Here is a 25,738-nt window from a genome sequence, read left to right on the forward strand (position 1 = left end):
GCAACCCTTCCACAACTGACCGCACGCGCCACACGGGAACCACATCGTCGCGCATTGGTCACACTTCGTGCCGCACCAGCATAGTGCGGAGAAATCTTGTGGTACCTCTTCATAGGCCGTGAATTCAGGCGCGGCCAGGGGGACTTCGAGGGGGAGGGAACATGAGTTCTCATCGTAGGGCCGTCATCGCCGGATCGCTGCTCACCGCGTCGTTCACGTCGGTGATGATCCTCGGCTTCACGGCCTCGGCGGACGGCGAGGGGGGATTGAGCAATCATGGCGGAAAGGCGGTGGACGCGGCACCGGCGGACGTAAAGCTCTCGACCCTGCTGTCCAAGGAGATCAAAGTCGACAACAAGTCCGGGGAAACGGATATCACCGGCGTCGTGAAGAACGAGGGCAGCAAGGCGAGTGGGGAAATCCGATTGCTCGTGGTCGGTTTCGACGGTCTGACGGTCAAGAACGTCGAGGGTTGTTCGGCAATTCCGGAGGGGGATCTTCCCGACGGCTCGAACAGCGGTTTCGCGTGTGCGATCGACGAGCTGGCGGCCGGAAAGTCGAAGACCTTCGCGATCGACGCCACGTACGACCTGGGCAAGCAGGGCAAGATCTGTCTGCCGGTGCAGAACGCCGACGGTTCGAAGACGTACTGGCAGCAGGGTCCCGTCCCGTTCGGCGCGACCAACCAGGCACCGAACGAGCCCGCGACCCCGCTGCTCCTCGGCACCGACAACAGTCCGGTCACCCCCGGCGGCGGTGACGGCGACGGCGGCGGCAGTGGTGGGGGCGGGAAGGACGGGAAGGACGGGAAGCCGGACGAGCTGCCGCAGACCGGTCCGGCCGACCGCGTCCTGCCGCTCGGGATGGCGGGCGCCGCGCTGATCTCCGCCGGCGCCGCGGGCCTGTGGTGGAACCAGCGGCGGGCCCGGCGGGAGTCCTGACCCGGGACGCCCGACGCCAGGCGGCGCGCACGCGTGAACGCCGAAGAGGCTCGCCGTGGTGCGGTCGGTGGACGACCCGGCGAACCTCTTCGGGGGGAGCACCCGCTCAGTGGAGGGGCGTCATGGCGTCACTTCCTCAGCAGCTTCCACGCCGTCGGCAGCAGCCCCATGGCCAGCACGACCTTGATGGTGTCGCCGATCAGGAAGGGGGTGAGGCCGAGCGCGACGGCGGAGGTGAGGCTGATGTCGGCGGTGGCCGCGAGGTACGGGACGCCGACGGCATAGATGATCGCCTCGCCGACGAGCATCGTGCCGGCCATCCGCAGCGTGGAGCGGTCGCCGCCCCGACGGGCCAGGGCGCCCACGGCGGCGACCGCCAGGATCATGCCGAGGATGTAGCCGAAGGAGACGCCGACGCCGGACGTGCCGTTGGCGAACCACGGCAGGCCTGCCAGGCCGGCCAGCGCGTAGAGGGCGAGGGAGGCGACACCGCGGCCCGCGCCGAGGGCGGTGCCGACGAGCAGGGCCGCGAAGGTCTGGCCGGTGACCGGGACCGGCGAGCCCGGCACGGGCACCGCGATCTGGGCGGCGAGCCCGGTGAGCGCGGCACCGCCGACCACGAGCGCGATGTCGCGGGCGCGGACGCCGGAGAAGGGCAGACGGTCGGCGAGGACCTCGCCGGGGCGGGCTGACGTGGCGGCGGCGGTGCTCATGTTCGGGCTCACTCCGGCGGGTGACGGGGGCGGGGACACGGTGACGCTATCCCAGGCGACTTGTGCCGGACATCATCAGCGCTCGACAAACGGTGGAAGGACGGCATGGTGGGCTTCATACAAAGGATGCTGGTTACACCCGGTACGACGTGACTCCGGTCACTGAGGTGGAGCGGCTTGGGCCCTGACGGGGCGTCGCCTTACTTCTGTAGGGTTTCACCAATCGGGTCAACGGGGTGGACAGGTGCCGTCTCGCCCGTCGGTCGCCGTCTGGGCAGCGGTGGGCCGTTTTGCTAGCTTCGAACGCATGGTTGCTCAGGCCCGGAACTTCTCGTCGCGTCGCTACGTCGACCTGCGACGCGTGGGCGCGGCCACCTGTCGCCGACCCGGGTGAGGCGGCTCCGGCATGTCTCGCCCTCCGTGAGGCGCAGTGTCGGACCCGTTCCCGAGGATGAAACGCCATGCCGCGTGCCGCGACAGCACCCACCACCCTTCACGCTCCCCATCGCCCGGCTCCCCCGGTATCCCCTGCTCTCCCGCATCCCCCGACTCCCGCTTCTCCGGGCGTCTTTCGGGCAGCTCCCCGGCCGGTCTCCGCTTCCACCGCTTCCACCGCTTCCACCGCCGGGTCTCCCGTTCCGCGTGCCGCCGACAGCGACCGGAGGCGGACCAGTGCCAGCGTGGTCCTGCGGTCCGTGCTGGAGCACGGGCCCGTGGCGCGCTCCGTCATCGCCCGTGTGACCGGGCTGTCGCCGGCCTCGGTGACCGACTACTGCGCGCGGTTCACCGGGCTCGGTCTCGTCCGTGAGGCCGAGCCTCCCCGGCGCTCCAAGGGCGCGGGGCGCCCTCATGTGCCCCTCGACCTGGACGACTCGCGGTTCGTGGTGGGCGGGGTGCACGTCGCCGTCCCCTTCACGACGGTCGCCCTGCTCGATCTGCGCGGACGGGTGCTGGTGGAGCGCCGGTCGAAGCACACGTCCACCGAGCCCGGCCCGGTCCTGGCGCGGGCCGCCGACGAACTCCGGGCCCTGCTGGACGCGATGCCGGACCGCCGGGCCCTGTCCGTCGGCTTCGCGGCCGGCGGCTGGGTGGACCGGGAGACCGGGACCGTCGTCGAGCATCCGCTGCTGGGCTGGCGCGAGGTGCCGGTGCGGGAGATGCTCGGCGCCCTGACCGGGCTGCCGGTCCAGGTGGACGGGCACGCACGGGCGCTGGTGGGTGCCGAGCAGTTGTTCGGGCGGGCGCGGGGCAGCCGGAGCGTGCTGCATCTGTTCGTCGGCAACATGGTCGACGCGGCGTTCGCGACCAACGACGAGGTGCACCACGGGCCGCGCTCGCAGGCCGGGTCCATCGCCCATCTGCCGTTGCCCGGCGGCACCGAGCACTGCGACTGCGGGCGGGTCGGTTGCCTCCAGGTCGAGTTGAGCGAGCGGACCCTGTGCCGGCGGGCCCGGGACGCCGGGGTCGTCGAGGGGGCGAACCCGATGCGGGTGCTGGCCGCCGCGGCGGACGGCGACGCGATCGCCGTACGGCTGCTGGTGGAGCGGGCCCGGATGGTGGGGCGGGCGGCGGAGTTGCTGCTCGACGTGCTGAACCCGGAGACCGTGGTCGTCACCGAGATCGGGGTGATCGACCGGGCGGACTGTCTCGCCGCGCTGCACGAGGCGGTCGGGGCGGGCCGGGCTGCGGCCGTGGGGCCGACGAGCTTCCCGGATTCCGTGCTTGCCACGGCGGGCGGAGCGGTGGCCCTGGACGTGCTGTTCCGGGATCCGCTGGGGTCACTGGGGCGTCTGGAGCACGCCACGGCCGGGACCGGTTAATTCAGAAACTCCGAATGTTGACAGGCCTTGCCGAAGACCGGGAACATCGTATCCATGCTGCTCACGAGTTGTCGCACCCTCTGTTGCTGACCCGTTGACGTCCCGGAGTGCCCACCGCACTCCGGCTACGCGGCACTTTCTCCTGCGGGAATTCCGCTTCCGCGGCTCCCTGCTGTCCCCGTCCGTTTTTCCGCGGTTTCTCCGTGCGCCTCCGCGCGCGCAGTCACACCTTTCTCCTCTGGGGGTCCTCCCATGCCTTCTTCCGCCGCGCCCGGTTTCGACCGGCGACTCTTCCTCACCTCTCTGCTCGGCGTCACGGCCGCGGCGGCCGGGCTCAGCGGCTGCGCCGACAGCAGCGCGGCGACCGCCCGCACGGCGGCGGACGCGCCGCTGCCCACCAAGGTCCCCCGGGGTACGAGCCTGAAGATCTCCTCGTTCCAGAATCAACAGGAACTGCAACTCAAGCTCGCGAAACTCGACGATCTGCCTTTCCGGGTGAGCAGTTGGGCGAACATCGGCGCCGGCCCGGATGTCATCAACGCCTTCCGGTCGGGTTCGCTGGACGTCGCCAACAACGCGGGAGTCCCGCCGATCCAGGCGCATTTCCAGGGATACGACGCGAAGATCGTCGCGATCAACATCACCCGGAAGCCGAACTATCTCTTCGCCACCAAGCCCGGCAGCGACATTCGCGCGGTCAAGGATTTCCGGGGCAAGAAGCTCGCATTCTCCCAGGGCCAGGCGCAGGGCGTCGTCCTCCTGCGGGCGCTGAAGGAGGCGGGGCTCGCCTACGACGACGCCGAGTTGGTCCCGCTGACCAGCAACCAGTTCCTGACCGCCCTCCAGTCGGGCCAGGTGGACGTGGCGCCGCTCGCCAACCAGCAGGCGCCCGCCTATCTCCAGCAGTACGCCTCCAAGGGCGCCCGCACGATCCCGACCGACGTGGTGGACCTGCTCAACCTGCTGTGGGCGCCGGCCTCCGTGCTGGGCGACTCCGCGAAGGCCGCCGCCGTCGCCGCGTACGTCCCGTACTGGGCCAAGGGCGCGGTCTGGCAGTACGAGAACCCGGACATCTGGAACGAGGAGTTCTACGTGAAGACCCAGAACCTGACGGCAGCCCAGGCCGAGTCGATCAGTGACCTCGCCAACAAGCCGCTGTTCCCGCCGAGTTGGGACGAGGCGATCGCGTGGGAGCAGGAGACCGCCGATCTGCTGGCGGAGGGCGGCTTCGTGAAGAAGTTCGACGTCGGCACGCTCTTCGACCGGCGCTTCGAGGAGATCGCCGCGAAGGCCGTACCCGCGGAGTACCGGAAGTGAGCGCCGTGACCACGGGCGCCGTCCCCGCGGGCGCGGCGACCGACACGACCGCGGCGAGCGGCGTGACCGACACGACCGTCACGGGTGCGAGCGGGACCGGTACGGCCGTCACCGGTGCGAGCGGGACCGACACGACCCTCACCGATGCGACCGGGACCGGTACGACCGCCCCCGAAGCGTCCGGGTCCGGCGCGGCCGGCTCGCTCCCTGCCCTGGAGGAGAGCGGTCAGGTCCGCAGGCGTCGTCGGCTCTCCCCCGGCAAGCGACTGCCGGCCTCCCGGCTGGTCGGACCGGTGCTGTTCCTCGCCCTCTGGGCGGTCGCCTCCGCTGCCGGTCAGCTCGATCCGGCGGCGGTCCCGGCGCCCTGGACCGTACTGGAGACCGGGGTCCGACTGTGGACCGACGGGACGTTGACGACGGACATCGCGACCTCGTTGCAGCGGGCCGGGTCAGGGTTCGCGATCGGGCTGACCGCCGGTGTCGCGCTCGCCCTGGCCTCCGGGCTGAGCCGGACCGGCGAGGCGCTGATCGACGGGACCGTGCAGCTCAACCGGGCGATCCCGACGCTGGGTCTGATCCCGCTGTTCATCCTCTGGCTGGGCATCGGCGAGACCTTCAAGATCGCGATCATCGCCATCGTCGTCTACATCCCGATCTACCTCAACACCCATGCCGCGCTGGCCGGGATCGACAGCCGCTTCGTCGAACTCGCCGAGGTGCAGGGCCTGTCGAGGTTCCGATTCGTCCGGCAGATCGTCGTCCCCGGCGCGCTGCCCGGCTTCTTCGTGGGTCTGCGGCTCGGGGTGACCGGCTCCTGGCTGGGCCTGGTCGTCCTGGAGCAGATCAACGCCACCAACGGACTCGGCTACATGATGTTCCAGGCCCAGAACTACGGCCAGAGCGACGTCATCCTCGTCGGCCTGGCCGTCTACGGGATCTTCGGTCTGGTCTCCGACAGCGCGGTCCGTCTCATCGAACGGAGGGTGCTGTCATGGCGACGCACACTGAGCAGCTGACGACCACCGGACCCGAATCGCCGTCGGCCACGGACACCGCCACCGCCACCGCCACCGCCACCGCCACCGCCACCGCCGATCGTCCCGCCGTACAACTGCGGTCGCTCACCCGGTCGTTCGACGGGCGCACGGTCCTCGACGGCATCGACCTCGACATCCCCGCCGGGCAGTTCGTCGCCCTGCTCGGGCACAGCGGCTCCGGCAAGAGCACGCTGCTGCGCGCGGTCGCCGGGCTCGACCACGAGGTGGCCGGCAGCGGCCGGCTCACCGCGCCGGGCAGGGTGTCCGTCGTCTTCCAGGACTCCCGGCTGCTGCCCTGGCGCCGCGTCCTCGACAACGTGCTGCTCGGCACCGAGGGCAAGGACGCCGCCGACAAGGGCCGTGCGGCCCTCGCCGAGGTGGGCCTCCAGGGCCGTGAGCGCGCCTGGCCGAACGAGCTGTCCGGTGGTGAGGCCCAGCGCGCGGCGCTGGCCCGCTCCCTCGTCCGTGAGCCCGAACTGCTGCTCGCCGACGAGCCGTTCGGGGCGCTGGACGCACTCACCCGGATCAGGATGCACACCCTGCTTCGGCAGCTGTGGGAGCGCCACCGGCCGTCCGTCCTGCTCGTCACCCATGACGTGGACGAGGCGATCGTGCTCGCCGACCGGGTCCTCGTGCTCGAACAGGGCCGTATCGGCCTCGACCTGACCATCGACCGCCCGCACCCGCGCTCGTACCGCGATCCCCTGCTGGGCGAGTACCGGGAGCGGCTGCTGGCCGCGCTCGGTGTGACGGAGGACCACCAGTGACCCGCTACGGAGAACCACCTGTGACCCGGGAGAACAGACACGTGCCACCGCGACAGCTCCATCTCAACGCCTTTCTGATGAACACCGGGCACCACGAGGCCTCGTGGCGGCTGCCCGAGTCCGACCCGTACGCGCACGTCGAGCTGGGCCACTACGTGCGGCTGGCCCGGATCGCGGAGCGGGGCACGTTCGACTCGCTGTTCCTGGCCGACGGGCCGCAGCTGTGGGGCAGCGTGGGCCAGCGTCCGGCGGGCGCCCTGGAACCGCTCACCCTGCTGACCGCGCTGGCGACGGCCACCGAGCACATCGGTCTGATCGCCACCGCCTCCACCTCCTACAACTCCCCCTACAACCTGGCCCGCAAGTTCGCCTCGCTGGACATCCTGAGCGGCGGCCGGGCCGGCTGGAACATCGTCACCACCGCCGGCGCGGAGGCCGCCCGCAACTTCGGCCTGGACGCCGAGCCCGCGCACGCCCAGCGGTACGCGCGGGCCGCCGAGTTCCTCGACGTGGCGCTGAAGCTCTGGGACAGCTGGGAGGACGACGCGATCGTCGCCGACAAGGAGACCGGCGTCTGGGGCGACGACCGGAAGATCCATCCGCCCCGGCACAGGGGGACGTACTTCAGCGTCGAGGGCCCGCTCAACGTGCCGCGCTCGCCGCAGGGTTATCCGCTGCTGGTGCAGGCGGGGTCCAGCGAGGACGGCAAGGCGTTCGCCGCGCGGTACGCGGAGGCCGTGTTCACCGCGCAGCAGACCGTGGAGGACGCGCGGGCGTTCTACGCGGACCTGAAGTCCCGTACGGTCGCCGCCGGCCGGGACCCGGGCCACCTCAAGGTGCTGCCCGGGATCGTCCCCGTCCTCGGGTCGACGGAGGCCGAGGCGCGGGCCGCCGAGCAGGTACTGGAGGACCACATCGTGTACACGCACGGGGTGGGCAATCTGGAGCGGCTGCTGCAACTGCCCGCGGGCTCGCTGGAGTTGGACGGCCGGTTGCCGGCGGATCTGCCGCCGGAGAGTGCGATCGAGGGCGCCAAGAGCCGCTACACGCTCATCGTCGAGCTGGCCCGGCGCGACCGGCTCACCGTGCGGGAGCTGATCGGGCGGCTGGGCGGCGGACGCGGGCACCTCACCTTCGCCGGAACGCCCGAGCAGGTCGCCGACACGATCGAGACCTGGTTCACGCAGGGAGCTGCCGACGGCTTCAACATCATGCCCGCGGTCCTGCCGTCCGGCCTCGAAGCCTTCGTCGAGCACGTCGTCCCGATCCTGCGCGCCCGCGGTCTGCTGCGCACCGAGTACGGGCCGCGCCGCACCCTGCGGGACCGCTACGGCCTGCCGCGTCCCGCCAACCAGCACGTCGGCGCGGCCGCGCCCTCGCCCGCCCCGGCCTCCGCCCCCGCCCTCGTCTGACCCCCCGAAGCCCGGCCTCGAAAGGATCCACCTCATGACCCTCGACATCCGCAAGGTCACCGGGAACATCGGCGCCCGAGTCTCCGGCGTCGACGTCTCCCAGCCCCTCGACCAGGAGACGGTCGCCGCTCTCCGCGAGGCCCTCAACGTCCACAAGGCGCTCGTCCTCGACGACGTGAACCTCGACGACGACAGCCATCAGGCCTTCGTACGGCACTTCGGCGACATCACCACCGCCCATCCGACGGTGGGCGCCGTCGCGGGTGCCGCGAACGTCCTGCCCGTGGACAGCGAGCGGGGGCGCGCCAACCACTGGCACACCGACGTCACGTTCGTCCTCAACCCGCCGCAGGCCACCACCCTGCGCAGCATCACGATCCCGCCGTACGGCGGCGAGACGCTGATCGCCAACGCGGCGGCCGCCTACCGTGACCTGCCCGAGCCGCTGCGGCGGCTGGCCGACGGCCTGTGGGCCGAGCACACCAACGACTACGACTACGCGGTGGCGGACGAGGAGATCGACGCGGAGAAGGCCGAACAGCGCGCCCGGTTCACCTCGATCACGTACCGCACGGCCCACCCGGTGGTCCGGGTCCACCCGCTGACCGGTGAACGCGGCCTGTTCATCGGCGGGTTCGCGCAGCGGATCGTGGGGCTGTCGCTCGGCGAGTCCCGCAAGGTCCTGGACCTGCTCCAGTCGTACGTCACCCGCCCGGAGAACGTGCTGCGCCACCGCTGGTCGGAGAACCAGCTCGTCGTCTTCGACAACCGGATCACCCAGCACTACGCCATCGACAACTACGACGGTCTGCCGCGGCGGCTGCACCGGGTGACCGTCGCCGGTGAGGTCCCGGTGGGCATCGAGGGCAAGGAGAGCTACTCGATCGAGGGGGACGCCTCGCACTACACGTCCGTGGCCGCCCGGGAGGAGGCCACACCCGTAGCCGCGTAGTCACCCTGCGCACCTGTCGCGTCCGGATAGCGGACAGCCCCTCCGCGCGCGTGGAGGGGCTGTTCACACTGTCGGCGTTTTTGCCGATCTCACGCATTGGACGAACCGCGCCCATGCCCAGCACCTCCGTCAAGGCTCCACAAGAGCCCGACGCGTCCCTGTCCCACGGCCTCAAGCAGCGCCATCTGTCGATGATCGCCCTCGGTGGGGTGATCGGCGCGGGCCTGTTCGTCGGGTCCGGGGCGGGCATCGCCGCCGCCGGCCCGTCGATCGTCCTCGCGTACGCGCTCTCGGGGCTCCTCGTCATGCTGGTGATGCGGATGCTCGGCGAGATGTCCGCCGCGTATCCCTCCTCGGGTTCCTTCTCCGCGCACGCCGAACGCGCCATCGGTCCGTGGGCGGGTTTCACGGCCGGCTGGTCGTTCTGGGTGCTGCTCTGCACGGCCGTGGGGCTGGAGGGCATCGGCGCCGCGAAGATCGTGACGGGGTGGCTGCCCGGGACGCCCGAGTGGGCCTGGGTGGCGCTGTTCATGCTGGTCTTCCTGGGCACCAACCTGGCCGCGGTCAAGAACTTCGGCGAGTTCGAGTTCTGGTTCGCCGCGCTGAAGGTGGGCGCGATCTCGCTGTTCCTGGTGCTGGGCGTGCTGGCCGTCGCCGGTGTCCTGCCCGGCACCGACGCTCCCGGCCTCGCCAACCTCACCGGCGAGGGCGGCCTGCTGCCGGGCGGCGCCGACGGCCTGGTCGTCGGCCTGCTGGCGTCGATCTTCGCGTACGGCGGTCTGGAGACCGTGACGATCGCGGCGGCCGAGTCCGAGGACCCGGTGAAGGGCGTGGCCTCGGCGGTCCGTACGGCGATGTGGCGCATCGCCCTCTTCTACATCGGCTCCATGGCGGTCATCGTCACCCTCGTCCCGTGGGACTCCCAGGAGGTCGTGGAGAAGGGCCCGTACGTCGCCGCCCTGGACCACCTGGGCATTCCCGGCGCCGGCCAGGTGATGAACGTGGTCGTGCTGGTGGCCCTGCTGAGCGCGATGAACGCCAACATCTACGGCTCCTCCCGGATCGCCTACTCCCTGGTGGCGCGCGGGCAGGGCCCGAAGGTGATCGGCCGGGTGTCGGGCGGGGTCCCCCGGATCGCGGTCCTGGCCTCCAGCGTCTTCGGCTTCCTGTGCGTCCTGCTCAGCTACTGGCGCCCCGACGACGTCTTCCCCTGGCTCCTCAACATGATCGGGGCGGTCGTCCTCGTCGTCTGGATCCTCATCGCCGTCTCCCAACTGCTGCTGCGCCGCCGGATCGAGCGCGAGGCCCCGGAGCGGCTGGCCGTACGGATGTGGGCGTTCCCCTGGCTGACCTGGGTGGCGCTCGCGGGGATGGCCGCGATCTTCGTCTTGATGGCCCGGGAGCCGGGGACGCGGACGCAGCTGTACTGGACGGGCGGGATGACGCTGGTCCTGGCGGTGGTCGGGTACGCCCGACAGCGGGCGCGAAGCGCCACGCGCTGACGTCGGCGCGCCGAACGCCGGTATCGCAGACACACACTTCAGGGCCCTCGCGCGGAGGACGGACGGTCGGTTCGCGCGAGGGCCCTTTCGCGTGCCCGGGCACGCCCCCACAGTCTCTTGCTGTTAGCGTGCACTTGCAAGTAGTTTGCAATAACAGGTCGGAAGGGACCCCCATGCCCGTCTACACGCTCCCGGAGCTTCCGTACGACTACGCGGCGCTGGCGCCCGTGATCAGCCCCGAGATCATCGAGCTGCACCACGACAAGCACCACGCGGCGTACGTCAAGGGCGCCAACGACACCCTGGAGCAGCTGGCCGAGGCGCGGGACAAGGAGACCTGGGGGGCGGTCAACGGGCTGGAGAAGAACCTGGCCTTCCACCTCTCCGGCCACATCCTGCACTCGATCTACTGGCAGAACATGACCGGTGACGGCGGTGGCGAGCCCCTGGAGAAGGACGGCGTGGGCGAGCTGGCGGACGCCATCGCCGAGTCGTTCGGCTCCTTCGCCGGCTTCAAGGCCCAGCTCACCAAGGCCTCCGCCACCACCCAGGGCTCGGGCTGGGGCGTGCTGGCGTACGAGCCGCTGAGCGGGCGGCTGATCGTCGAGCAGGTCTACGACCACCAGGGCAACGTCGGCCAGGGCTCCACCCCGATCCTGGTCTTCGACGCCTGGGAGCACGCCTTCTACCTGCAGTACAGGAACCAGAAGGTCGACTTCATCGACGCCATGTGGGCCGTCGTCAACTGGCAGGACGTGGCCCGACGTTACGCCGCCGCCAAGGAACGCGCGGACGTGCTGCTGCTGGCCCCCTGAGCCGGTGACCGGAACGCCCTGCTCGTGATCGTCTTCTCCACCTTCACCGGGCAGGCGGAAAGAGGCGGAACCCCCGCGAGGACGTGACTCGCGGGGGTTCTCGCCGTCCGACCGGAAAAACGCCACGGCGGGACGCATTCCGGTCTGACCGCTTCCTCGGTTTTCGCCCTATGCTCCCGTTTCCGGCCGGATTCCCGATCCGGCGGACCGGACCGGGAGGTCGCATGGACGTGAGCTACAAGCACTGCCCTCCGTGCGGAGGCGGCAAGCCCCTGCCCTTCTACAAGGCGGACAAAGCGGTGCGGCTGTACCTGGAGTCCCTGGGCAAGAACCCGGCCGGCTGGTGGCGCTGCGCCAACCACGGCGAGAAGGGCCGTTGCCTGTTCGTCCAGCCGTACGGCAAACAGAGCGAGGGTTTGACTCTTCCTGAGTCCTTCCGGTGACCAAAGCGCCGGTCGCCCTGCGAACCGAGCCCTAAAGAAGGTTGCTGAAGTCCGGGCCCTGGGTGCGGGAGCGCTTGATCTCGTAGAAGCCGGGGACCGAGGCGACGAGGAGGGTGCCGTCCCAGAGCCTGGCGGCCTCCTCGCCCTTCGGGGCGGGGGTGACGACCGGGCCGAAGAAGGCGATCTGCTCGCCGTCGGCGCCGGGGACGGCGATGACGGGCGTGCCGACGTCCTGGCCGACCTTGTCGATGCCCTCCTTGTGGGAGGCGCGCAGCTGCGGCTCGTACGGGGTGGAGTCCCAGTGGTCCATGAGGGAGTCGGGCAGGCCGACCTCCTTCAGGGCGGCGGCGACCGTCTCCTTCTCCGGGCCCTCGCCCTGGTTGTGGATACGGGTGCCGAGCGCGGTGTAGAGGTCACCGAGAACCTCGGCGCCGTGCTCCTCCTGGGCGGCTATGACGATCCGTACCGGACCCCACGCCTTCTTCTCCAGCAGCTCGCGGTACTCCTCGGGCAGCTCGTCGATCTTGGGCTCGTTCAGTACCGCGAGGCTCATCAGGTGCCAGCGGACCTCGATGTCGCGGACCTTCTCCACCTCCAGGACCCAGCGCGAGGTCATCCAGGCCCAGGGGCACAGCGGGTCGAACCAGAAGTCGACAGGGGTCTTGCCGGAGGTCTGCTCGGTCATGGTTCTCCTCGGAAGAGACAGAAAGGCGAAGTCGGGCGGGCTCGGTCTAACGGGCGACAACCCGGCAACACCGGGGACCGCCCCGGCCATTCCCGCGGTGCATGGCAGGATCGGACTGTCCGCATACTGAACACCACCCCGAGGGAGTGCCGCCCGTGCCCGGTGAGAATCTGACCCGTGACGAGGCCCAGGAGCGGGCCGCGCTGTTGTCCGTCGACGGTTACGAGGTCTCCCTCGACCTGCGGTCCGCCGTCGGCGACGCCGGTGGCCCCGGCGGCGAGCCGCGCACCTTCCGGTCGGTGACGACGATCCGCTTCCGGTGCGCCGACCCGGGCGCGTCGAGCTTCGCCGACCTGGTCGCGCCGCGGGTGACGGCGCTCTCGCTCAACGGCAAGGACCTCGACCCGAGCGAGGTCTTCGACGGCGCCCGGATCACCCTCGACGACCTGGCCGCCGAGAACGAGCTGGTGGTCGACGCCCAGTGCGCCTACTCCCGCACCGGCGAGGGCATGCACCGCTTCGTCGACCCCGAGGACGGCGAGGTCTACCTCTACACGCAGTACGAGCCGGCCGACTCCCGCCGGGTCTTCGCGAACTTCGAGCAGCCGGACCTCAAGGCCCCGTACCGCTTCGAGGTGCGCGCCCCCGAGGGCTGGGTCGTGTGGAGCAACGGGGTCGGCGAGCAGACGGACGGCGTCTGGCGGTTCGCCGAGACGAAGCCGATCTCGACGTACATCACGGCGATCGTCGCGGGCCCGTACCACTACGTCACCGACACCTACGAGCGGACCTTCGAGGACGGCACCCGGCTGGAGATCCCCCTCGGCGCGATGTGCCGCAAGGGCCTCGCCCCCTACTTCGACTCCGCCGACGTCTTCGAGATCACCCGGCAGGGCCTGGACTTCTTCCACGACCACTTCGACTACCCGTACCCGTTCGGGAAGTACGACCAGGCGTTCGTGCCCGAGTACAACCTCGGCGCCATGGAGAACCCCGGACTGGTCACCTTCCGCGAGGAGTTCATCTTCCGCGGCAAGGTCACCGCGGCGTCGTACGAGCGGCGGGCCAACGTCATCCTGCACGAGATGGCGCACATGTGGTTCGGCGACCTGGTGACCATGGTGTGGTGGGACGACCTGTGGCTGAAGGAGTCCTTCGCGGACTTCATGGGCTCCTTCTCGATGGTCGAGGCGACCCGTTTCACGGGCGGCTGGATCACCTTCGCCAACAACCGCAAGTCCTGGGCGTACCGCGCCGACCAGCTGCCCTCCACCCACCCGATCACGGCCGACATCCGTGATCTGGAGGACGCCAAGCTCAACTTCGACGGCATCACCTACGCCAAGGGCGCCTCGGTGCTGAAGCAGCTGGTGGCGTACGTGGGGCGCGAGGCGTTCCTGGAGGGCGCCCGGCGCTACTTCAAGCGGAACGCGTACGGCAACACGAAGCTGGGCGACCTGCTGTCGGTCCTGGAGGAGACCAGCGGGCGGGACATGGCGTCCTGGTCGCGGGCCTGGCTGCAGACGGCGGGCGTCAACTCCCTCACCCCGCAGGTGCTGCTCGACCCCGAGGGCCGCATCGACGAGCTGGCGGTGGTGCAGGAGGCGGCGGAGTCGCACCCCGAGCTGCGGCCGCACCGGGTGGCGATCGGCCTCTACCGGCGGGCGAACGGGCAGGACGGCTCGGGCCCGCTGGAGCGGTACGCGCGCGTCGAGGTGGACGTGGACGGGCCGCGTACGGTCGTGGCCGAGCTGGCGGGGGCCGAGGCGCCGGCGCTGGTGCTGGTCAACGACGACGACCTGACGTACTGCAAGATCCGGTTCGACGCGGCGTCTCTGGACACGCTGCGGGCCGGGCTCGGTGACATCGCCGACCCGCTGGCGCGGGCGCTGTGCTGGTCGGCGCTGTGGAACCTGACGCGGGACGCGCTGCTGCCGGCGCGGGACTTCGTCGACCTCGTGCTGCGGTTCGCGGGGCGGGAGTCCGACATCGGTGTGCTCCAGATGCTGCACGCGTGGGCGGGCTCGGCGCTCACCCACTACGCGGCGCCCGCGTGGCGGGAGACCGGGGGCCGGCTGCTCGCGGAGGGTGCGCTGCGGGAGCTGCGGGCGGCCGAGGCGGGCAGCCAGCACCAGCTGACGTGGGCCCGGTTCTTCGCCTCTATGGCGTCGGGCGAGGCCGAACTCGCCGTGTTGCAGGGGCTGTTGACCGGGTCGGAGAAGGTCGACGGACTGGAGGTCGACCAGGAGCTGCGGTGGGCGTTCCTGGAGCCGCTGACGACGCACGGGGTCGCCGACGAGGGGGTCCTCGCCGCCGAGCTGGCGCGGGACGACACGGCCTCCGGCAAGCGGCACCAGGTGCGGTGCCTGGCGGCGCGGCCGTCCGCGGCGGTCAAGGCGCAGGCCTGGGCGTCGGTGGTGGAGTCGGACACGCTGTCCAACGCGCTGGTCGAGGCGACGATCACCGGGTTCTCGCGGCCGTCCCAGCGGGAGCTGGTGGCGCCGTACGCGGAGAAGTACTTCGCGGTGATCGAGCGGGTGTGGGCCGAGCGGTCCATCCAGATCGGGATGGATGTGGTGCGGGGGCTGTTCCCGTCGCTCCAGGACTCGCCGGCGACGCTGGACGCGACCGACGCGTGGCTCGCCTCGCACGAAACGGCGCCGCCGGCCTTGCGGAGGCTGGTGATCGAGGCCCGCGACGACCTGGCCCGGGCGCTGCGGGCGCAGGAGTGTGACGCGGCGGCGGGGTGACTGCCGCTGGACGATGGGGTGTTGCGCACCCGGCAACCGCCGCGCGGCGGGGGCCGGGTCCGCGCCGGGAATGGGCGCGGCCCTTCCAGGGGCGCGGGGAACCACGCGACCACCCGCCCCGGTTCAGGGTTACGAAATTCGGGTAATCGGAGCCGTAACCTTTTCCCGTCCCCGTGTGGACCAGCGGATATCGGCAGTCGAACGCACGTACTTTAGTGCGGTCTTGTCCTGATTTGTCGACGAGCGTGTAACAGAGGTTCCTGGGCGGGGCCGACGCGGGAACCTCCCGGTCATGACGCACAACACCCCGCTCTCCCCCCGCCCCCTCCGTCGCCCCTCGGACGTCACGCGCCGGGTGCTGACGGCCGCGCAGCTGCGCGCGCAGGGTGTCACCGCCGCCGAGACGAACGAACGGTGCCGGCCCGGTGGCTCCTGGCAGCAGATCCTGCCGGGTGTGTTCCTGCTGCACCCGGGCCCGCCCACCTCGGAGGAGCGCCTGCACGCGGTGCTCTCGTACGCGGCCCGCTCACCGTTCCGCGACACCTCCACCGGCGCCGCCGGCGTGCCCGCGCAGCCGAACGCCGACGAGCCCCGCCCGGCCGCCATGCCCCGCTACACGGACGCGGTGATCACCGGGCTCGCCGCCCTGACGCTGCACGGCTTCTCGTCCGCTCCCCCGCTCCCGTCCCTCGACACGATCGACATCCTGGTCCCCCGGCTGCGCCGCCTGCGGACCGTGGGATGCGCGCGGATCGTCCGCACCCCGTCCGTACCGACCCCGTCGTACGTGACCGGCCTGCCCGTCGCCCCCGTGCCGCGCGCCCTGGCGGACGCGGTCGGGGAGATCTCCGACGCGGCCACCGTGCGTCGGCTGCTGACCGAGGCGGTGCGCGGCGGTCACACCGAACCCGCCGCCGTGATCCGGGAGTTGACGGAGGCGCGGCTGCTGAACCGTCCGCAGGTGGCCGACGCGGTGGAGTCGCTGCTGGCGGAGGGGCGGGCCGTCGCGGAGGACCAGCTGTACCGGATGGTCCGCGAACACGCCCTGCCCGACCCCGTCTGGAACGTCGACCTGCGCCTTCCCGGCGGTCCACACCTCGGCGGCCTCGACGCGTACTGGCCGGAGCAGGCCGTCGCGCTCGAACTGGACACCCGGGCCCCGCGCCAGGAGGACGACGCGCTGTGGTCCGAGTACGCCCGCAAGCGGGAGCTGCTGGAGCGGCTCGGCATCACCGTCGTCCACGTCACGCCCCGGAAGCTGCGTGACTCACTGGAACAGCAGGCGGCCGTGGTCCGCACCGCGCTGATGGCGTCGTGCGACCGGGATCCGGCGGCCTATGTCGTGGTGCTTCCCCGGTAATCGGGAACTCGGGCCGGCAGGAGGGGAGAGGAAGGGCCGCCGCCCGTTCGGCGGCCCTTCCTCATGTCACCCCGCCGGAGGGCCCGGCTACTTGCCGCAGAACTCCGCCTCCATGATCGACAGGCTGTCTCCCGTCCAGTCGCTGTTGAAATTGAAGGCGAGGGAGTGGCTGCCGTCGCTGGTGGTGACGGCCTCGGAGAGGGAGCCGTGAATGCCGCCGCTGTGGCCCCAGAGCTGGACGCCGCAGGAGAGCTTTCGCTCGACAAGGCCGAGGCCGTAGCCGGTCCGTTTGCCGTCGACCCGGACGGTGGTCTTCATCTCGGCGAGTTGCCGCTTCGGCAGGAGCTTGCCACGCATGAGCGCCGAGTAGAAGCGGTTCAGATCGCCGGGGCTGGCGATCAGTTCGCCGGATGAGTTGGCCGCCGACGGGTTGTACTCCGTGACGTCGTACGTCTTGCCGGTCGTTGTCTCGGCAAGTTTCGAGTAGGCCCGGCTGTGGGGGCCGGGAACCGTGGGGTCGGTGCCGGGGATCTTCGTGCCGTGCAGGCCGAGCGGCTCGATGACGCGGTGGCGGATCTCGTCGCCGTACCAGTTGCCCGTGACCTTCTCGATCACCATCCCGGCCAGAACGTAGTTGGTGTTTGAGTAATTCCAGGAAGTACCGGGCGCGAAGTCCGGCTTGTGCTTCGTGGCGATCCCGACCAGTTGCTCCGGTGTCATCGTGCGGTGGCGGTTCTTGAAGAAGCCCTCCGCGAGGAAGAACGCGCGCTGGAAGTCGTCGTCGTCGGTGTAGTTGTAGATGCCGCTGGTGTGGTTGAGGAGCTGGCGGAGTGTGATCCTCCGGCCGTCGTTCCCCTTGCCGCGCACCAGGCCCGGCAGCCACTTGTCCACCTTGTCGTCGAGCGACAGGCGTCCCTCCGCCTCCAGTTGAAGCACCACCGTCGACACGAAAGTCTTGGTGATGCTGGCCGCGCGGAAGCGGTCGTGGGCGCTGCGTGCCTCGCCCGTCCTCAGGTCGCCGACGCCCGAGGTGGCCTTCCAGACGCCCTCCTTGGTCATGGCCTGGAGAGCCACGCCCACGACGCCTTCCTTCACATTGGCGTCCATGGCTTCCTGGGTCGCGCCGTGGTCGTCTCTCGCGGGCGCCGCCATGGCCGCCGGTGCGGCCACCGCCACCGCCACGGCCACGGCGATGCCCGTCACCAGACCCCTGCGTGCTGTGCGTGCTGACATGTGGTCCCCCCTTCGCACCGACATTCTCGGCGGCTCCGAGAACGTTCGGTCGCGAGGGGGGACACCGGGACGGGCGGGCAGGTTGAGCAGGTGCGCGCCAGTTGAGCGGTATTCAGCCCTTGCGGAGCACCAGCTCCGTGTTGCGGTCGCCGGCCGTGCCGGTGAGGGTGTCGCGTCGGCCGGGGGCGTTGTAGGAGAGCTCGCGGTACAGGGCGGCGAGGCCGGTCTGCGAGAGGTCCGTGAAGTCGGTGGCGTGCGGGGCGGCCGATTCGATGAGGGTGGTGAAGACGGAGAGCGTGCCGTCCTTGTTGTCCACCAGCTCGATGACGCGGGCGAGTTGGGGGAAGTCGATGTGGGAGGCGGTGGAGATCTCCCAGAAGGAGCCGCCGTCCGAGACCGGGTGCGGGGTGATGCGGTTGCGGTGACTGTGGCCGTTCACCCAGGCCAGGACGTTGCGGTGGCGGCCGAGCAGGGCCAGCACCTCGTCGCCCCCGTGGCGGGCCTCTCTCGGGCGGGCGGGGTCCTTGCGCAGGTTCCGCATCGACGTGCTGGTGTGGTGGCTGAAGACGACGGCGTACGAACCGTCCTCGGCCGCCTCCTTCAGCGTGCGGTCCAGCCACGTGAGCTGGGCCGATCCGAGCGAGCCCTCGTAGTGCCCGCCGGGGTCGGTGGAGTCGAGGCTGACGCCGATGACGTCGTCGGCGATGCGGAAGGCGTAGTACTGGGTGCGGGCGTCGAGGTTGGCCTGCGAGTAGCCGTGGCCGACCGGGCCGGGGCCGGTGTGCGCCGGGTCCAGGTGGGCCCTGAGGTACTCCTGCGGGGTGAAGGGGGCGCGGTTCTCGTCGGGGGTGACCGCACGCATCTTCCTCGCCTGGGACTTGAGCACGGCCTTCCAGTCGGCGCCCCGGGGGTCGCCGCCGCTCTTGACGTTGTCCCAGAGAGCCTTGCCGACCTTCTCGTCGAGGGTCATCAGCTTCCTGCCGCCGACCGCGAAGTCCGCGAAGAAGGAGTCGCCCGGGGCGTAGCAACCACCCGGCAGTGAGTCGTGGTTGCCGACGGTGGAGTACCAGGGGACGTTCAGGCCGGGGCTGTTGACCTCGCGGATCGCGGCGGCGAGGAAGCCGTCCAGGCGGGGGAAGCCGAGCTGCTTGTCGGCGTCGCGGAGGGCCGCGTCCGGCTGCCAGTACAGCTTGAGGCCGCTGCTCTGGACGCCCTCGTAGCGGCGCGGGTCACCGGAGTTGGGGGTGACCCGGCCACCGCTCATCACCTTCAGGAACCAGTCGAGTTCGGTCCTGGAGTTGTTGTCGGTGTTGTCGCCGGTCGTCATCACGAAGTGCAGCGGGGAGCCGGTGACCGGGGCGCCGCGCAGCGCGTTCACCCGCTCGACGAGCGAGACCGCGCCGGCCACGGACAGCGCCTCCTGCGGGCGCCAGGCGCTGGCGGTCTGGGCGCGCAGGTACTCGTAGCGCAGCGGGTGCTGGACGTCCACCACGTGCAGGTCGGTGAACTGCACGAAGGACGCCAGGGCCGTACGGCGCTTCTCGCGACCGGACTTGGGGGTGGCGAGGTCGCCGCGCACGACCCGTGCCCAGGCCGGGCCGCTGCCGAGCCGGCGGTAGCCCGAGGAGGTGCGCGGGGCCGCGACCGAGGCGAGGGTCGTGCCCCGGGTGTACGGGGCGAGCGGCGCGGCCGGGGCCTCTCTGTTGGAGAGGTTGGCCAAGGGGACCTCGGTGGCCGCGGCACGGTCGGCGGCGGAGGTGGCGGCGTGGGCGTCGGTCTCCGGCCGCAGGGCGAAGCCGACGCCCGCGGCGAGGCCGACCGCGCCGGTGGCGGCGAGGAAGGCCCGGCGGTCAGGGTTGGTGGCGGCGGCGGCGACTGAGCGTATGCGCGACATGGCGCGGTCTCCCCGAGTGCGAACGCTTCGGAAGTGGTCGCGGGGGCCTCCGGCCCGGGTGCGGCCGACGGTGTTTCCCGCTCGTACTCGATGCTTGGCAGCCGGGGTGGCCTGGACGTTAACGACGCCGCAACGGGTGGCGCCGATCACCGTACGTCGATCTTCGGGGACGGTCTGCGTTCCCTGGGGGTTCCCGAATGTGAGGGGGAGGGAAGGGAGGGGGTCACTCCTTGTTCATCTGGCGGGGTACGGCACCTGTTCGCCGCGGGGGCTTCGGAGCTTCGGTGAGTGCGGGTGCGTCGTGGTTGTTCGCGCCCCGCGGCGGTAGCCGCATATTCAGCACTGCCCCGCGCGCCTATCGGGGCACCGGTGGCGTCAAGTGGCCGTTTCCCGGGCGCTCCCGCCACAGGCGTAGGCCCACGTCCACCAGGCCCACCCTGATGAGGGCCGGGATCTCGTCCAGGGGGTGCCAGGCGGCCATGTCCGTGGAGCCGTTCGTCTCGTGGCGGAGGTCGCCGCCGGTGACGCGGGCCTCGTAGACGATGCGGAGCGCCTGGTGGTCGGCGACGGCGCCGAGGCGGCGGGGGTAGGTGCGTCGGTCGGTGTCGATGCCGAGGAGGGCGGTGGGCTCCACGGTGTAGCCGGTCTCCTCGGCGGCCTCGCGGACGACCGTGGCGTACGGGTCCTCGCCGTGGTCCATGCCCCCGCCAGGCAGGGTCCACTTCTTCTCGCCACCGTCCCGGGAGACCCAGCGGGCCAGCAGCAGGTGTCCGTCGCGGACGCAGACGGCGTAGGCCGCCACCCTCAACTCCGTGCGCATGCACAGACGTTAGCCAAAATGTCCCCTCATGCGCGGTCGTCCCGCCTCTCACACGTGGCGGGTTTACGCCATGACACAATCCCGCCTCGGTCAACTCTCCCCAAACATGTGTCACTTCGGTAAGGCTGAGCGACCATCCGGCACCGCATAACGGACCGGACCGATCCGAACCCGCCGCTCGGATCATCAATGTTCGTTCTCACCTGAATTCCTTACCTACAGGGATGCTGATGACCCTCACCCCCCACCCCGGCAACCGCCCGGGTGCGAGACGCGTGGCCCGCATAGCCGTGGCCGCGGGACTGGTCGCCGCGCTCTCCGCGGCCGGGCCGATACCCCTGGCCTTCTCGGCGGACGACCCGTCCGCCGCCGTCCCCTCGGACGGCGGCGTCAAGTCCGCGCACGACAAGCTCGGTTCGACCGACGCCGATCTGCTCGCCGAGGCCAAGGCCGACGGCGACAAGAACGTCACGATGATGATCGCCACCACGCCCGGGAAGACCGAACAGGTCGCCGAGCAGCTGGACGCGGTCAAGGGCGGCTCCGTGGGCCGCACCTACGACAAGCTCGGCTACGTCCGCGCCACGGTCCCGACCAAGAGCGCCGACTCGGCCATCTCGGCCGCCGCGAAGCTCTCCTCCGTCCAGGGCATCGACCTGCGCCAGGAGATCGTCCTCGACGACCCCTCGCCGGTCTCGGCCAAGGACGCGAAGTCGCAGGCCACGGCGGCGAAGTCGCAGGCCACGGCGGCGAAGACGTACCCGGCTCCGGGCAAGAACACCCCGGCCGAGAACCCGTACAACCCGTCCTTCGAGACGGGCGCCGTCGACTTCGTGAAGCAGAACCCGAAGGCGGACGGCCGGGGCGTCACCATCGGCGTCCTGGACTCCGGTGTCGACCTCGCGCACCCCGCGCTGCAGAAGACCTCCACCGGCGAGCGCAAGATCGTCGACTGGGTGACGTCCACCGACCCGATCGTCGACGGCGACGGCAGCTGGCGCCCGATGACCAACTCGGTCGCCGGGCCCACCTTCACCTACGCCGGCCGGACCTGGACCGCGCCCGCGGGCTCGTACTCCGTCAACACCTTCCGCGAGTCCGTCACGGCGGCCGGTGACGCCGCCGGTGACGTGAACCGGGACGGCGACACCACCGACGCGTGGGGCGTGCTCTACGACGCGGCGGCCGGCACGGTCACCGTCGACGTCAACCAGAACTTCGACTTCACCGACGACAAGCCGATGAAGCCGTACAAGGACGGCTACCAGATCGGCTACTTCGGCACCGACGACCCGTCGACCGAGGTCGCCGAGCGCCAGCCGTTCGTCGTCGAGTACCGCAAGGACGTCCCGATGGACCCCTTCGGGGGCGACTGGGTCGGCAAGAAGGCCGACTTCGTCAACATCGGTCTGATCTCCAGCGAGCACGGCACCCACGTCGCCGGCATCACCGCCGCGAAGGGCCTGTTCGGCGGCCGGATGAACGGCGCCGCGCCCGGTGCGCAGATCGTCTCCTCCCGCGCCTGCGAGTTCGGCCCCGGCTGCACCAACATCGCGCTCACCGAGGGCATGATCGACCTCGTCGTCAACCGCGGCGTCGACATCGTCAACATGTCCATCGGCGGCCTCCCGGCGCTGAACGACGGCAACAACGCGCGCGCCGAGCTCTACACGCGCCTCATCGACACCTACGGCGTCCAGCTGGTCATCTCGGCCGGCAACTCCGGCCCCGGCGCCAACACGATCGGCGACCCCGGCCTCGCCGACAAGGTGATCTCGGTCGGCGCGTCCATCTCCAAGGAGACCTGGGCGTCCAACTACGGCTCGCAGGTCGCCAAGGACTACCAGCTCTTCAACTTCTCCTCGCGCGGCCCGCGTGAGGACGGCGGCTTCACGCCGACCCTGGTGGCGCCGGGCGCCGCGGTGAACACCGCGCAGACCTGGCTGCCGGGCGTCATCGCCCCCGAGGCGGGCTACACGCTCCCGGCCGGCTACCAGATGCTCAACGGCACCTCGATGGCCTCCCCGCAGGCCACCGGCGCCTCCGCACTGCTGCTCAGCGCCGCGAAGCAGAAGGGCATCGACCTGCCGCCCGCGAAGCTGCGCACCGCGCTGACCTCGACCGCCGACCACATCAGCGGTGTCCAGGCGTACGCCGAGGGTGCGGGCCTGATGAACATCGTCGACGCGTGGAAGTCGGTGAAGGCGGGCGCGACCGCGCACGAGTACTCGGTCAAGGCCCCCGTCGACACCGCGATCGACTTCGCGCTGAAGACGCCGGGCTTCGGCACCGGCATCTACGACCGTGAGGGCGGCCTGAAGGTCGGGCAGAAGAAGACGTACGAGGTGACGATCACCCGTACGTCCGGCGCCGACAAGGCGATCCGCCACGAGCTGCACCTGGAGAACAACCGGGACGACACGTTCCGGATCGTCGGCGACGACGTGGTCTCCCTGCCGCTGAACAAGCCGGTCACCGTGAAGATCGCCGCCAAGCCGGAGAACTCCGGCATCAGCAGCGCGATCCTGGAGGTCGACGACCCGAAGACGGTCGGCATCGACCGGCAGGTCCTCAACACGGTGGTCGTCTCCACGCCGCTGAAGTACGCCCACTCGGCGTCCGGCACGGTCCAGCGCAACTCCTTCAAGTCGTACTTCATCACCGTCCCCGAGGGCGCCAAGACCCTCGAGGTCGCGATCAGCGGGCTGAAGGACAAGAGCCAGACCCGGTTCATCGCCAACCACCCGTACGGTCTGGCGGTCGAGAGCACCAGCTCGCTGACCTGCTACAGCAACTTCCAGGACGGCGGGGGCTGCAAGCCGGACGTGCGCTCGTACGCCAACCCGCAGCCCGGTGTCTGGGAGATCGAGGTCGAGTCGCGCCGGACCTCGCCGCTGCTCGACAACCCCTACAAGCTGAACTTCGCGGTCTACGGCGCGAGCTTCGACCCGGAGGTCGTCACCGTCCCCGAGGCCAAGGTCGGCACCCCGACCGCCGCCTCCTGGAAGGTGACCAACGCCCTCGCCCCCGTCGACGGCAAGCTGGCGGGCGGCCCGCTGGGCTCGGCCAAGACCGACCGGCCGACCATCGCCACCGGTGTCACCCAGACGACCACGGTCGAGGTGCCCGCGGGCGCCGAGTCCCTGGACGTGGCCATCGGCAACACCGCGGACACGGGCGCGGACCTCGACCTGTACGTCCGCGACGCCGCGGGCACCGAGGTCGCCAGCTCCGCGGACGGCGACTCCGAGGAGGCCGTCTCCGTCCCGAAGCCGGCTGCCGGTACGTACACCATCGAGGTCGTCGGCTACGCGGTGCCCTCCGGGTCGACCGCGTACGACTACCGCGACGTGTTCTTCTCCTCCGCCCTCGGCGAGGTGAAGGTCGCGGACACCGCCGTCAAGCTCGGCACCGGTCAGTCGACCACCGTCTCCGGTGACGTCGTCGCGGCCGCCGAGGCGCCGGCCGGCCGGGAGTTCTTCGGCCAGGTGCAGCTGGTGAACGCGCGCGGCACGGCCGCGGGCACCGGCAGCGTGCGGATCGAGAAGGTCACGCCGTAGTGCGCCGGTAGCGCGTGAGCGGTACCGAGGCAAAGGAGGGGCGGGTGTCCACATGGACACCCGCCCCTCCCCCTTGTCGGCCCGGCGGCTCAGCGGCTCAGCGGCTCAGTCGCACGTGATCCTCTTCGACTCCGGCAGCGCCGCCTCGATCCAGGCCCGTTCCCGGGCGATCTCCGCCTCCTTCGTGGTCCAGATGTCCGGCTGCGCGCTGTCCCCGGGGAAGCCGAGGAGGACGTGGTCGCCCTTCGCCAGCCGGGGGTCGACGTCCTGGCTCATGGGGAAGACGATCCGCTCCTCCCCCTTCTCGGGCTTGATCCAGCGGCCCACCTCCACCGTGATCCGGTCCTGCGCGCCCCCCGACACGGTTTCGACCTCGGTGACGGTGCCCTCCACGATCACGCGGGCGCAGGCCACGTACCCCTCCTGGCTGAGCGAGGCGGACCCGTCCCGCCTGTCGCTGTCCAGGCTCCCGGCGTCGCCGCCGGACTCCTTGGAGACGTCCGCGTCGGACGACTTCGCGCTGCTCGCCCCGCTGCCGGACTGGAGGGCCCCCCAGCCGATGACGAGGACGACGGAGGCGGCGGCCGCGGCGGCGAGGGTGCCGGCGGTGAGCCGCAGGGCGCGCCGGGCGCGGGACGGCCGCGACGGCAGGGGGGTCACCGACGCGGAGGGGGCCGTCGCGGGCCCGGACACCTGCCCGGGTTCCGTCTCGGCACCGGCCGTGTCCCCCGGCCGCGCGGCCCCGGCTCGCCCCGGCGCGACCCCGGTCACGGCCTCCTCGCCCGGCGCCGCCAGCGCGTCGCCGATCAGTCCGAGCTGCTCCCGCAGCAGGGCGAGGTCGGCGACGGCCGCCTCGTGGGACGCCACGAACTCGGCGTCCCGCAGCGCGTCCTCGGGCAGCGGTTCGTCGAGCAGGGCCGCCATCAGCGCGTCCATACCGGCGTAGGCGGGGCCGTCGTACGGGGGCTCGTCGTACGGGGGCTCGTCGTGCGCGGGGAGCGCCTCGGGCACGGCGTCGCGCCGGCTGTCGTCTCGGGCGGTCATGTCACACCACCTCGTCCTCGTGCAGGCGGGTGCGCAGGGCGCGGACCGCCGAGTGGAGCCTGCTCTTGACGGTGCCCTCGGGGATGCCGAGCTCGTCGGCGATCCCGCGTACCGGCAGGTCGGCGTAGAAGCGCAGGACGAGGACCTGGCGCAGGGCGTCGGGCAGCCCGTCCAGGCCCCGGGCGACGGCGAGCGAGAGCACGCTGGAATCCTCGTCCGAGGGGTGCTCGTGCTGGCGCAGCGAGGCCAGCCGCTCGCCGAGGCGCTCCTGGCGGCGCTTGGCGCGGTGCCAGTCCATCGCCAGGTTGGAGGCGACCACCGCCGCCCACGCGGACACGTCCCGTGGCGCCTCCCGGCCGCTCGCGGCCCGCTCCAGCAGCCGTAGCCGTACCTGCTGTACCCCGTCCAGCAGGTCCGACTGCGGCACACCGCCGAGCGCGAGCACGGCCCTCACCCGCCGCTCCTGGGCCGCGTCCAGCGGGTCCTCCGGCTCCCGGACCCCCTCGACGTGGCGCGCCTTTCTGCGCAGCACAGCCACCCCTCCCCTCCCGCGTTTCCCCTACGACGCCGTCGCGGGCCGAAACGTTCACGGGTTCGGCACGACATGCGCGGCGGGGTGCAGAGGCGTACGTCACACCTTCGCGTGCGTCCGGGTGACGTGGGCAGGGTCGAG

20 protein-coding genes are annotated in these 25,738 nt (G+C 71.0%); 13 read left to right on the plus strand and 7 right to left on the minus strand.

The genetic code is table 11. The annotated features are described in order from the left end of the window. Nucleotides 1-161 precede the first annotated feature (161 nt). Entirely contained in the window at nucleotides 162-941 is a 780-nt protein-coding gene (locus tag ACZ52C_RS35475) for a cell wall protein (protein WP_469078645.1), read from the plus strand. A 128-nt stretch (nucleotides 942-1,069) separates the two neighbouring features. Here ACZ52C_RS35475 and ACZ52C_RS35480 read toward each other — a convergent pair whose 3' ends face one another. After that, on the minus strand, nucleotides 1,070-1,654 hold the full coding sequence (locus ACZ52C_RS35480) for a biotin transporter BioY (protein WP_469078646.1): 585 nt from the start codon (nucleotides 1,652-1,654) through the stop codon (nucleotides 1,070-1,072). Between the two features lie 680 nt (nucleotides 1,655-2,334). Between ACZ52C_RS35480 and ACZ52C_RS35485 the strand changes: the two genes are divergently transcribed. From ACZ52C_RS35485 to ACZ52C_RS35525, 9 genes are all read left to right on the plus strand, one after another. Next, nucleotides 2,335-3,474, plus strand: a complete 1,140-nt coding sequence (locus tag ACZ52C_RS35485; protein ID WP_469078647.1) for an ROK family protein — start codon at nucleotides 2,335-2,337, stop codon at nucleotides 3,472-3,474. Nucleotides 3,475-3,726: 252 nt separating this feature from the next. Further along, entirely contained in the window at nucleotides 3,727-4,791 is a 1,065-nt protein-coding gene (locus ACZ52C_RS35490) for an ABC transporter substrate-binding protein (RefSeq protein ID WP_469078648.1), read from the plus strand. Nucleotides 4,792-5,003: 212 nt separating this feature from the next. Beyond that, entirely contained in the window at nucleotides 5,004-5,807 is an 804-nt protein-coding gene (locus ACZ52C_RS35495) for an ABC transporter permease (protein WP_469078719.1), read from the plus strand. Then, entirely contained in the window at nucleotides 5,783-6,595 is an 813-nt protein-coding gene (locus ACZ52C_RS35500; RefSeq protein WP_469078649.1) for an ABC transporter ATP-binding protein, read from the plus strand. Before ACZ52C_RS35495 ends, ACZ52C_RS35500 begins: the two co-directional genes overlap by 25 nt. 41 nt (nucleotides 6,596-6,636) lie before the next feature. After that, nucleotides 6,637-8,007: an LLM class flavin-dependent oxidoreductase gene (locus tag ACZ52C_RS35505; protein ID WP_469078650.1), complete on the plus strand. Its 1,371-nt coding sequence runs from the start codon at nucleotides 6,637-6,639 to the stop codon at nucleotides 8,005-8,007. A gap of 34 nt (nucleotides 8,008-8,041) precedes the next feature. Further along, nucleotides 8,042-8,959: a TauD/TfdA dioxygenase family protein gene (locus ACZ52C_RS35510; RefSeq protein WP_469078651.1), complete on the plus strand. Its 918-nt coding sequence runs from the start codon at nucleotides 8,042-8,044 to the stop codon at nucleotides 8,957-8,959. 113 nt (nucleotides 8,960-9,072) lie between these two features. Then, nucleotides 9,073-10,461 carry an amino acid permease gene (locus ACZ52C_RS35515; RefSeq protein WP_469078652.1) on the plus strand — a complete coding sequence of 463 codons (1,389 nt, stop codon included), beginning with the start codon at nucleotides 9,073-9,075 and terminating at the stop codon, nucleotides 10,459-10,461. A 173-nt stretch (nucleotides 10,462-10,634) separates the two neighbouring features. Next, nucleotides 10,635-11,276, plus strand: a complete 642-nt coding sequence (locus tag ACZ52C_RS35520; protein ID WP_469078653.1) for a superoxide dismutase — start codon at nucleotides 10,635-10,637, stop codon at nucleotides 11,274-11,276. Nucleotides 11,277-11,500: 224 nt separating this feature from the next. Further along, complete coding sequence (locus tag ACZ52C_RS35525; protein WP_469078654.1) at nucleotides 11,501-11,719, plus strand: hypothetical protein; 219 nt, start codon at nucleotides 11,501-11,503, stop codon at nucleotides 11,717-11,719. Between the two features lie 31 nt (nucleotides 11,720-11,750). Here ACZ52C_RS35525 and ACZ52C_RS35530 read toward each other — a convergent pair whose 3' ends face one another. Further along, entirely contained in the window at nucleotides 11,751-12,404 is a 654-nt protein-coding gene (locus tag ACZ52C_RS35530) for a mycothiol-dependent nitroreductase Rv2466c family protein (RefSeq protein ID WP_469078655.1), read from the minus strand. 155 nt (nucleotides 12,405-12,559) lie between these two features. Between ACZ52C_RS35530 and pepN the strand changes: the two genes are divergently transcribed. Both pepN and ACZ52C_RS35540 read left to right on the plus strand, forming a co-directional pair. Further along, the gene (pepN, locus tag ACZ52C_RS35535; RefSeq protein ID WP_469078656.1) at nucleotides 12,560-15,154 is read left to right on the plus strand and encodes an aminopeptidase N; all 2,595 of its coding nucleotides are present in this window, start codon (nucleotides 12,560-12,562) and stop codon (nucleotides 15,152-15,154) included. Nucleotides 15,155-15,446: 292 nt separating this feature from the next. After that, complete coding sequence (locus ACZ52C_RS35540; RefSeq protein WP_469078657.1) at nucleotides 15,447-16,514, plus strand: hypothetical protein; 1,068 nt, start codon at nucleotides 15,447-15,449, stop codon at nucleotides 16,512-16,514. An 87-nt stretch (nucleotides 16,515-16,601) separates the two neighbouring features. Here the strand turns inward: ACZ52C_RS35540 and ACZ52C_RS35545 are convergent, their stop codons facing one another. From ACZ52C_RS35545 to ACZ52C_RS35555, 3 genes are all read right to left on the minus strand, one after another. Next, a complete protein-coding gene (locus tag ACZ52C_RS35545) occupies nucleotides 16,602-17,747 on the minus strand; it encodes a serine hydrolase domain-containing protein (protein ID WP_469078658.1) in 1,146 nt (381 codons plus the stop codon). A gap of 112 nt (nucleotides 17,748-17,859) precedes the next feature. Then, the gene (locus ACZ52C_RS35550; protein WP_469078659.1) at nucleotides 17,860-19,641 is read right to left on the minus strand and encodes a TIGR03767 family metallophosphoesterase; all 1,782 of its coding nucleotides are present in this window, start codon (nucleotides 19,639-19,641) and stop codon (nucleotides 17,860-17,862) included. A gap of 355 nt (nucleotides 19,642-19,996) precedes the next feature. Next, complete coding sequence (locus ACZ52C_RS35555; protein WP_469078660.1) at nucleotides 19,997-20,461, minus strand: NUDIX hydrolase; 465 nt, start codon at nucleotides 20,459-20,461, stop codon at nucleotides 19,997-19,999. Nucleotides 20,462-20,685: 224 nt separating this feature from the next. Between ACZ52C_RS35555 and ACZ52C_RS35560 the strand changes: the two genes are divergently transcribed. Next, a complete protein-coding gene (locus ACZ52C_RS35560) occupies nucleotides 20,686-24,021 on the plus strand; it encodes a S8 family serine peptidase (protein ID WP_469078661.1) in 3,336 nt (1,111 codons plus the stop codon). Between the two features lie 105 nt (nucleotides 24,022-24,126). On the opposite strand, the gene ACZ52C_RS35565 is transcribed toward ACZ52C_RS35560, so the two are convergent. Next, the gene (locus ACZ52C_RS35565) at nucleotides 24,127-25,065 is read right to left on the minus strand and encodes a hypothetical protein (RefSeq protein ID WP_469078662.1); all 939 of its coding nucleotides are present in this window, start codon (nucleotides 25,063-25,065) and stop codon (nucleotides 24,127-24,129) included. Between the two features lies 1 nt (nucleotide 25,066). Further along, entirely contained in the window at nucleotides 25,067-25,597 is a 531-nt protein-coding gene (locus ACZ52C_RS35570) for an RNA polymerase sigma factor (RefSeq protein ID WP_469078663.1), read from the minus strand. Between the last annotated feature and the right edge of the window lie 141 nt (nucleotides 25,598-25,738).

The organism is Streptomyces sp. NPDC034049 (assembly GCF_055575575.1).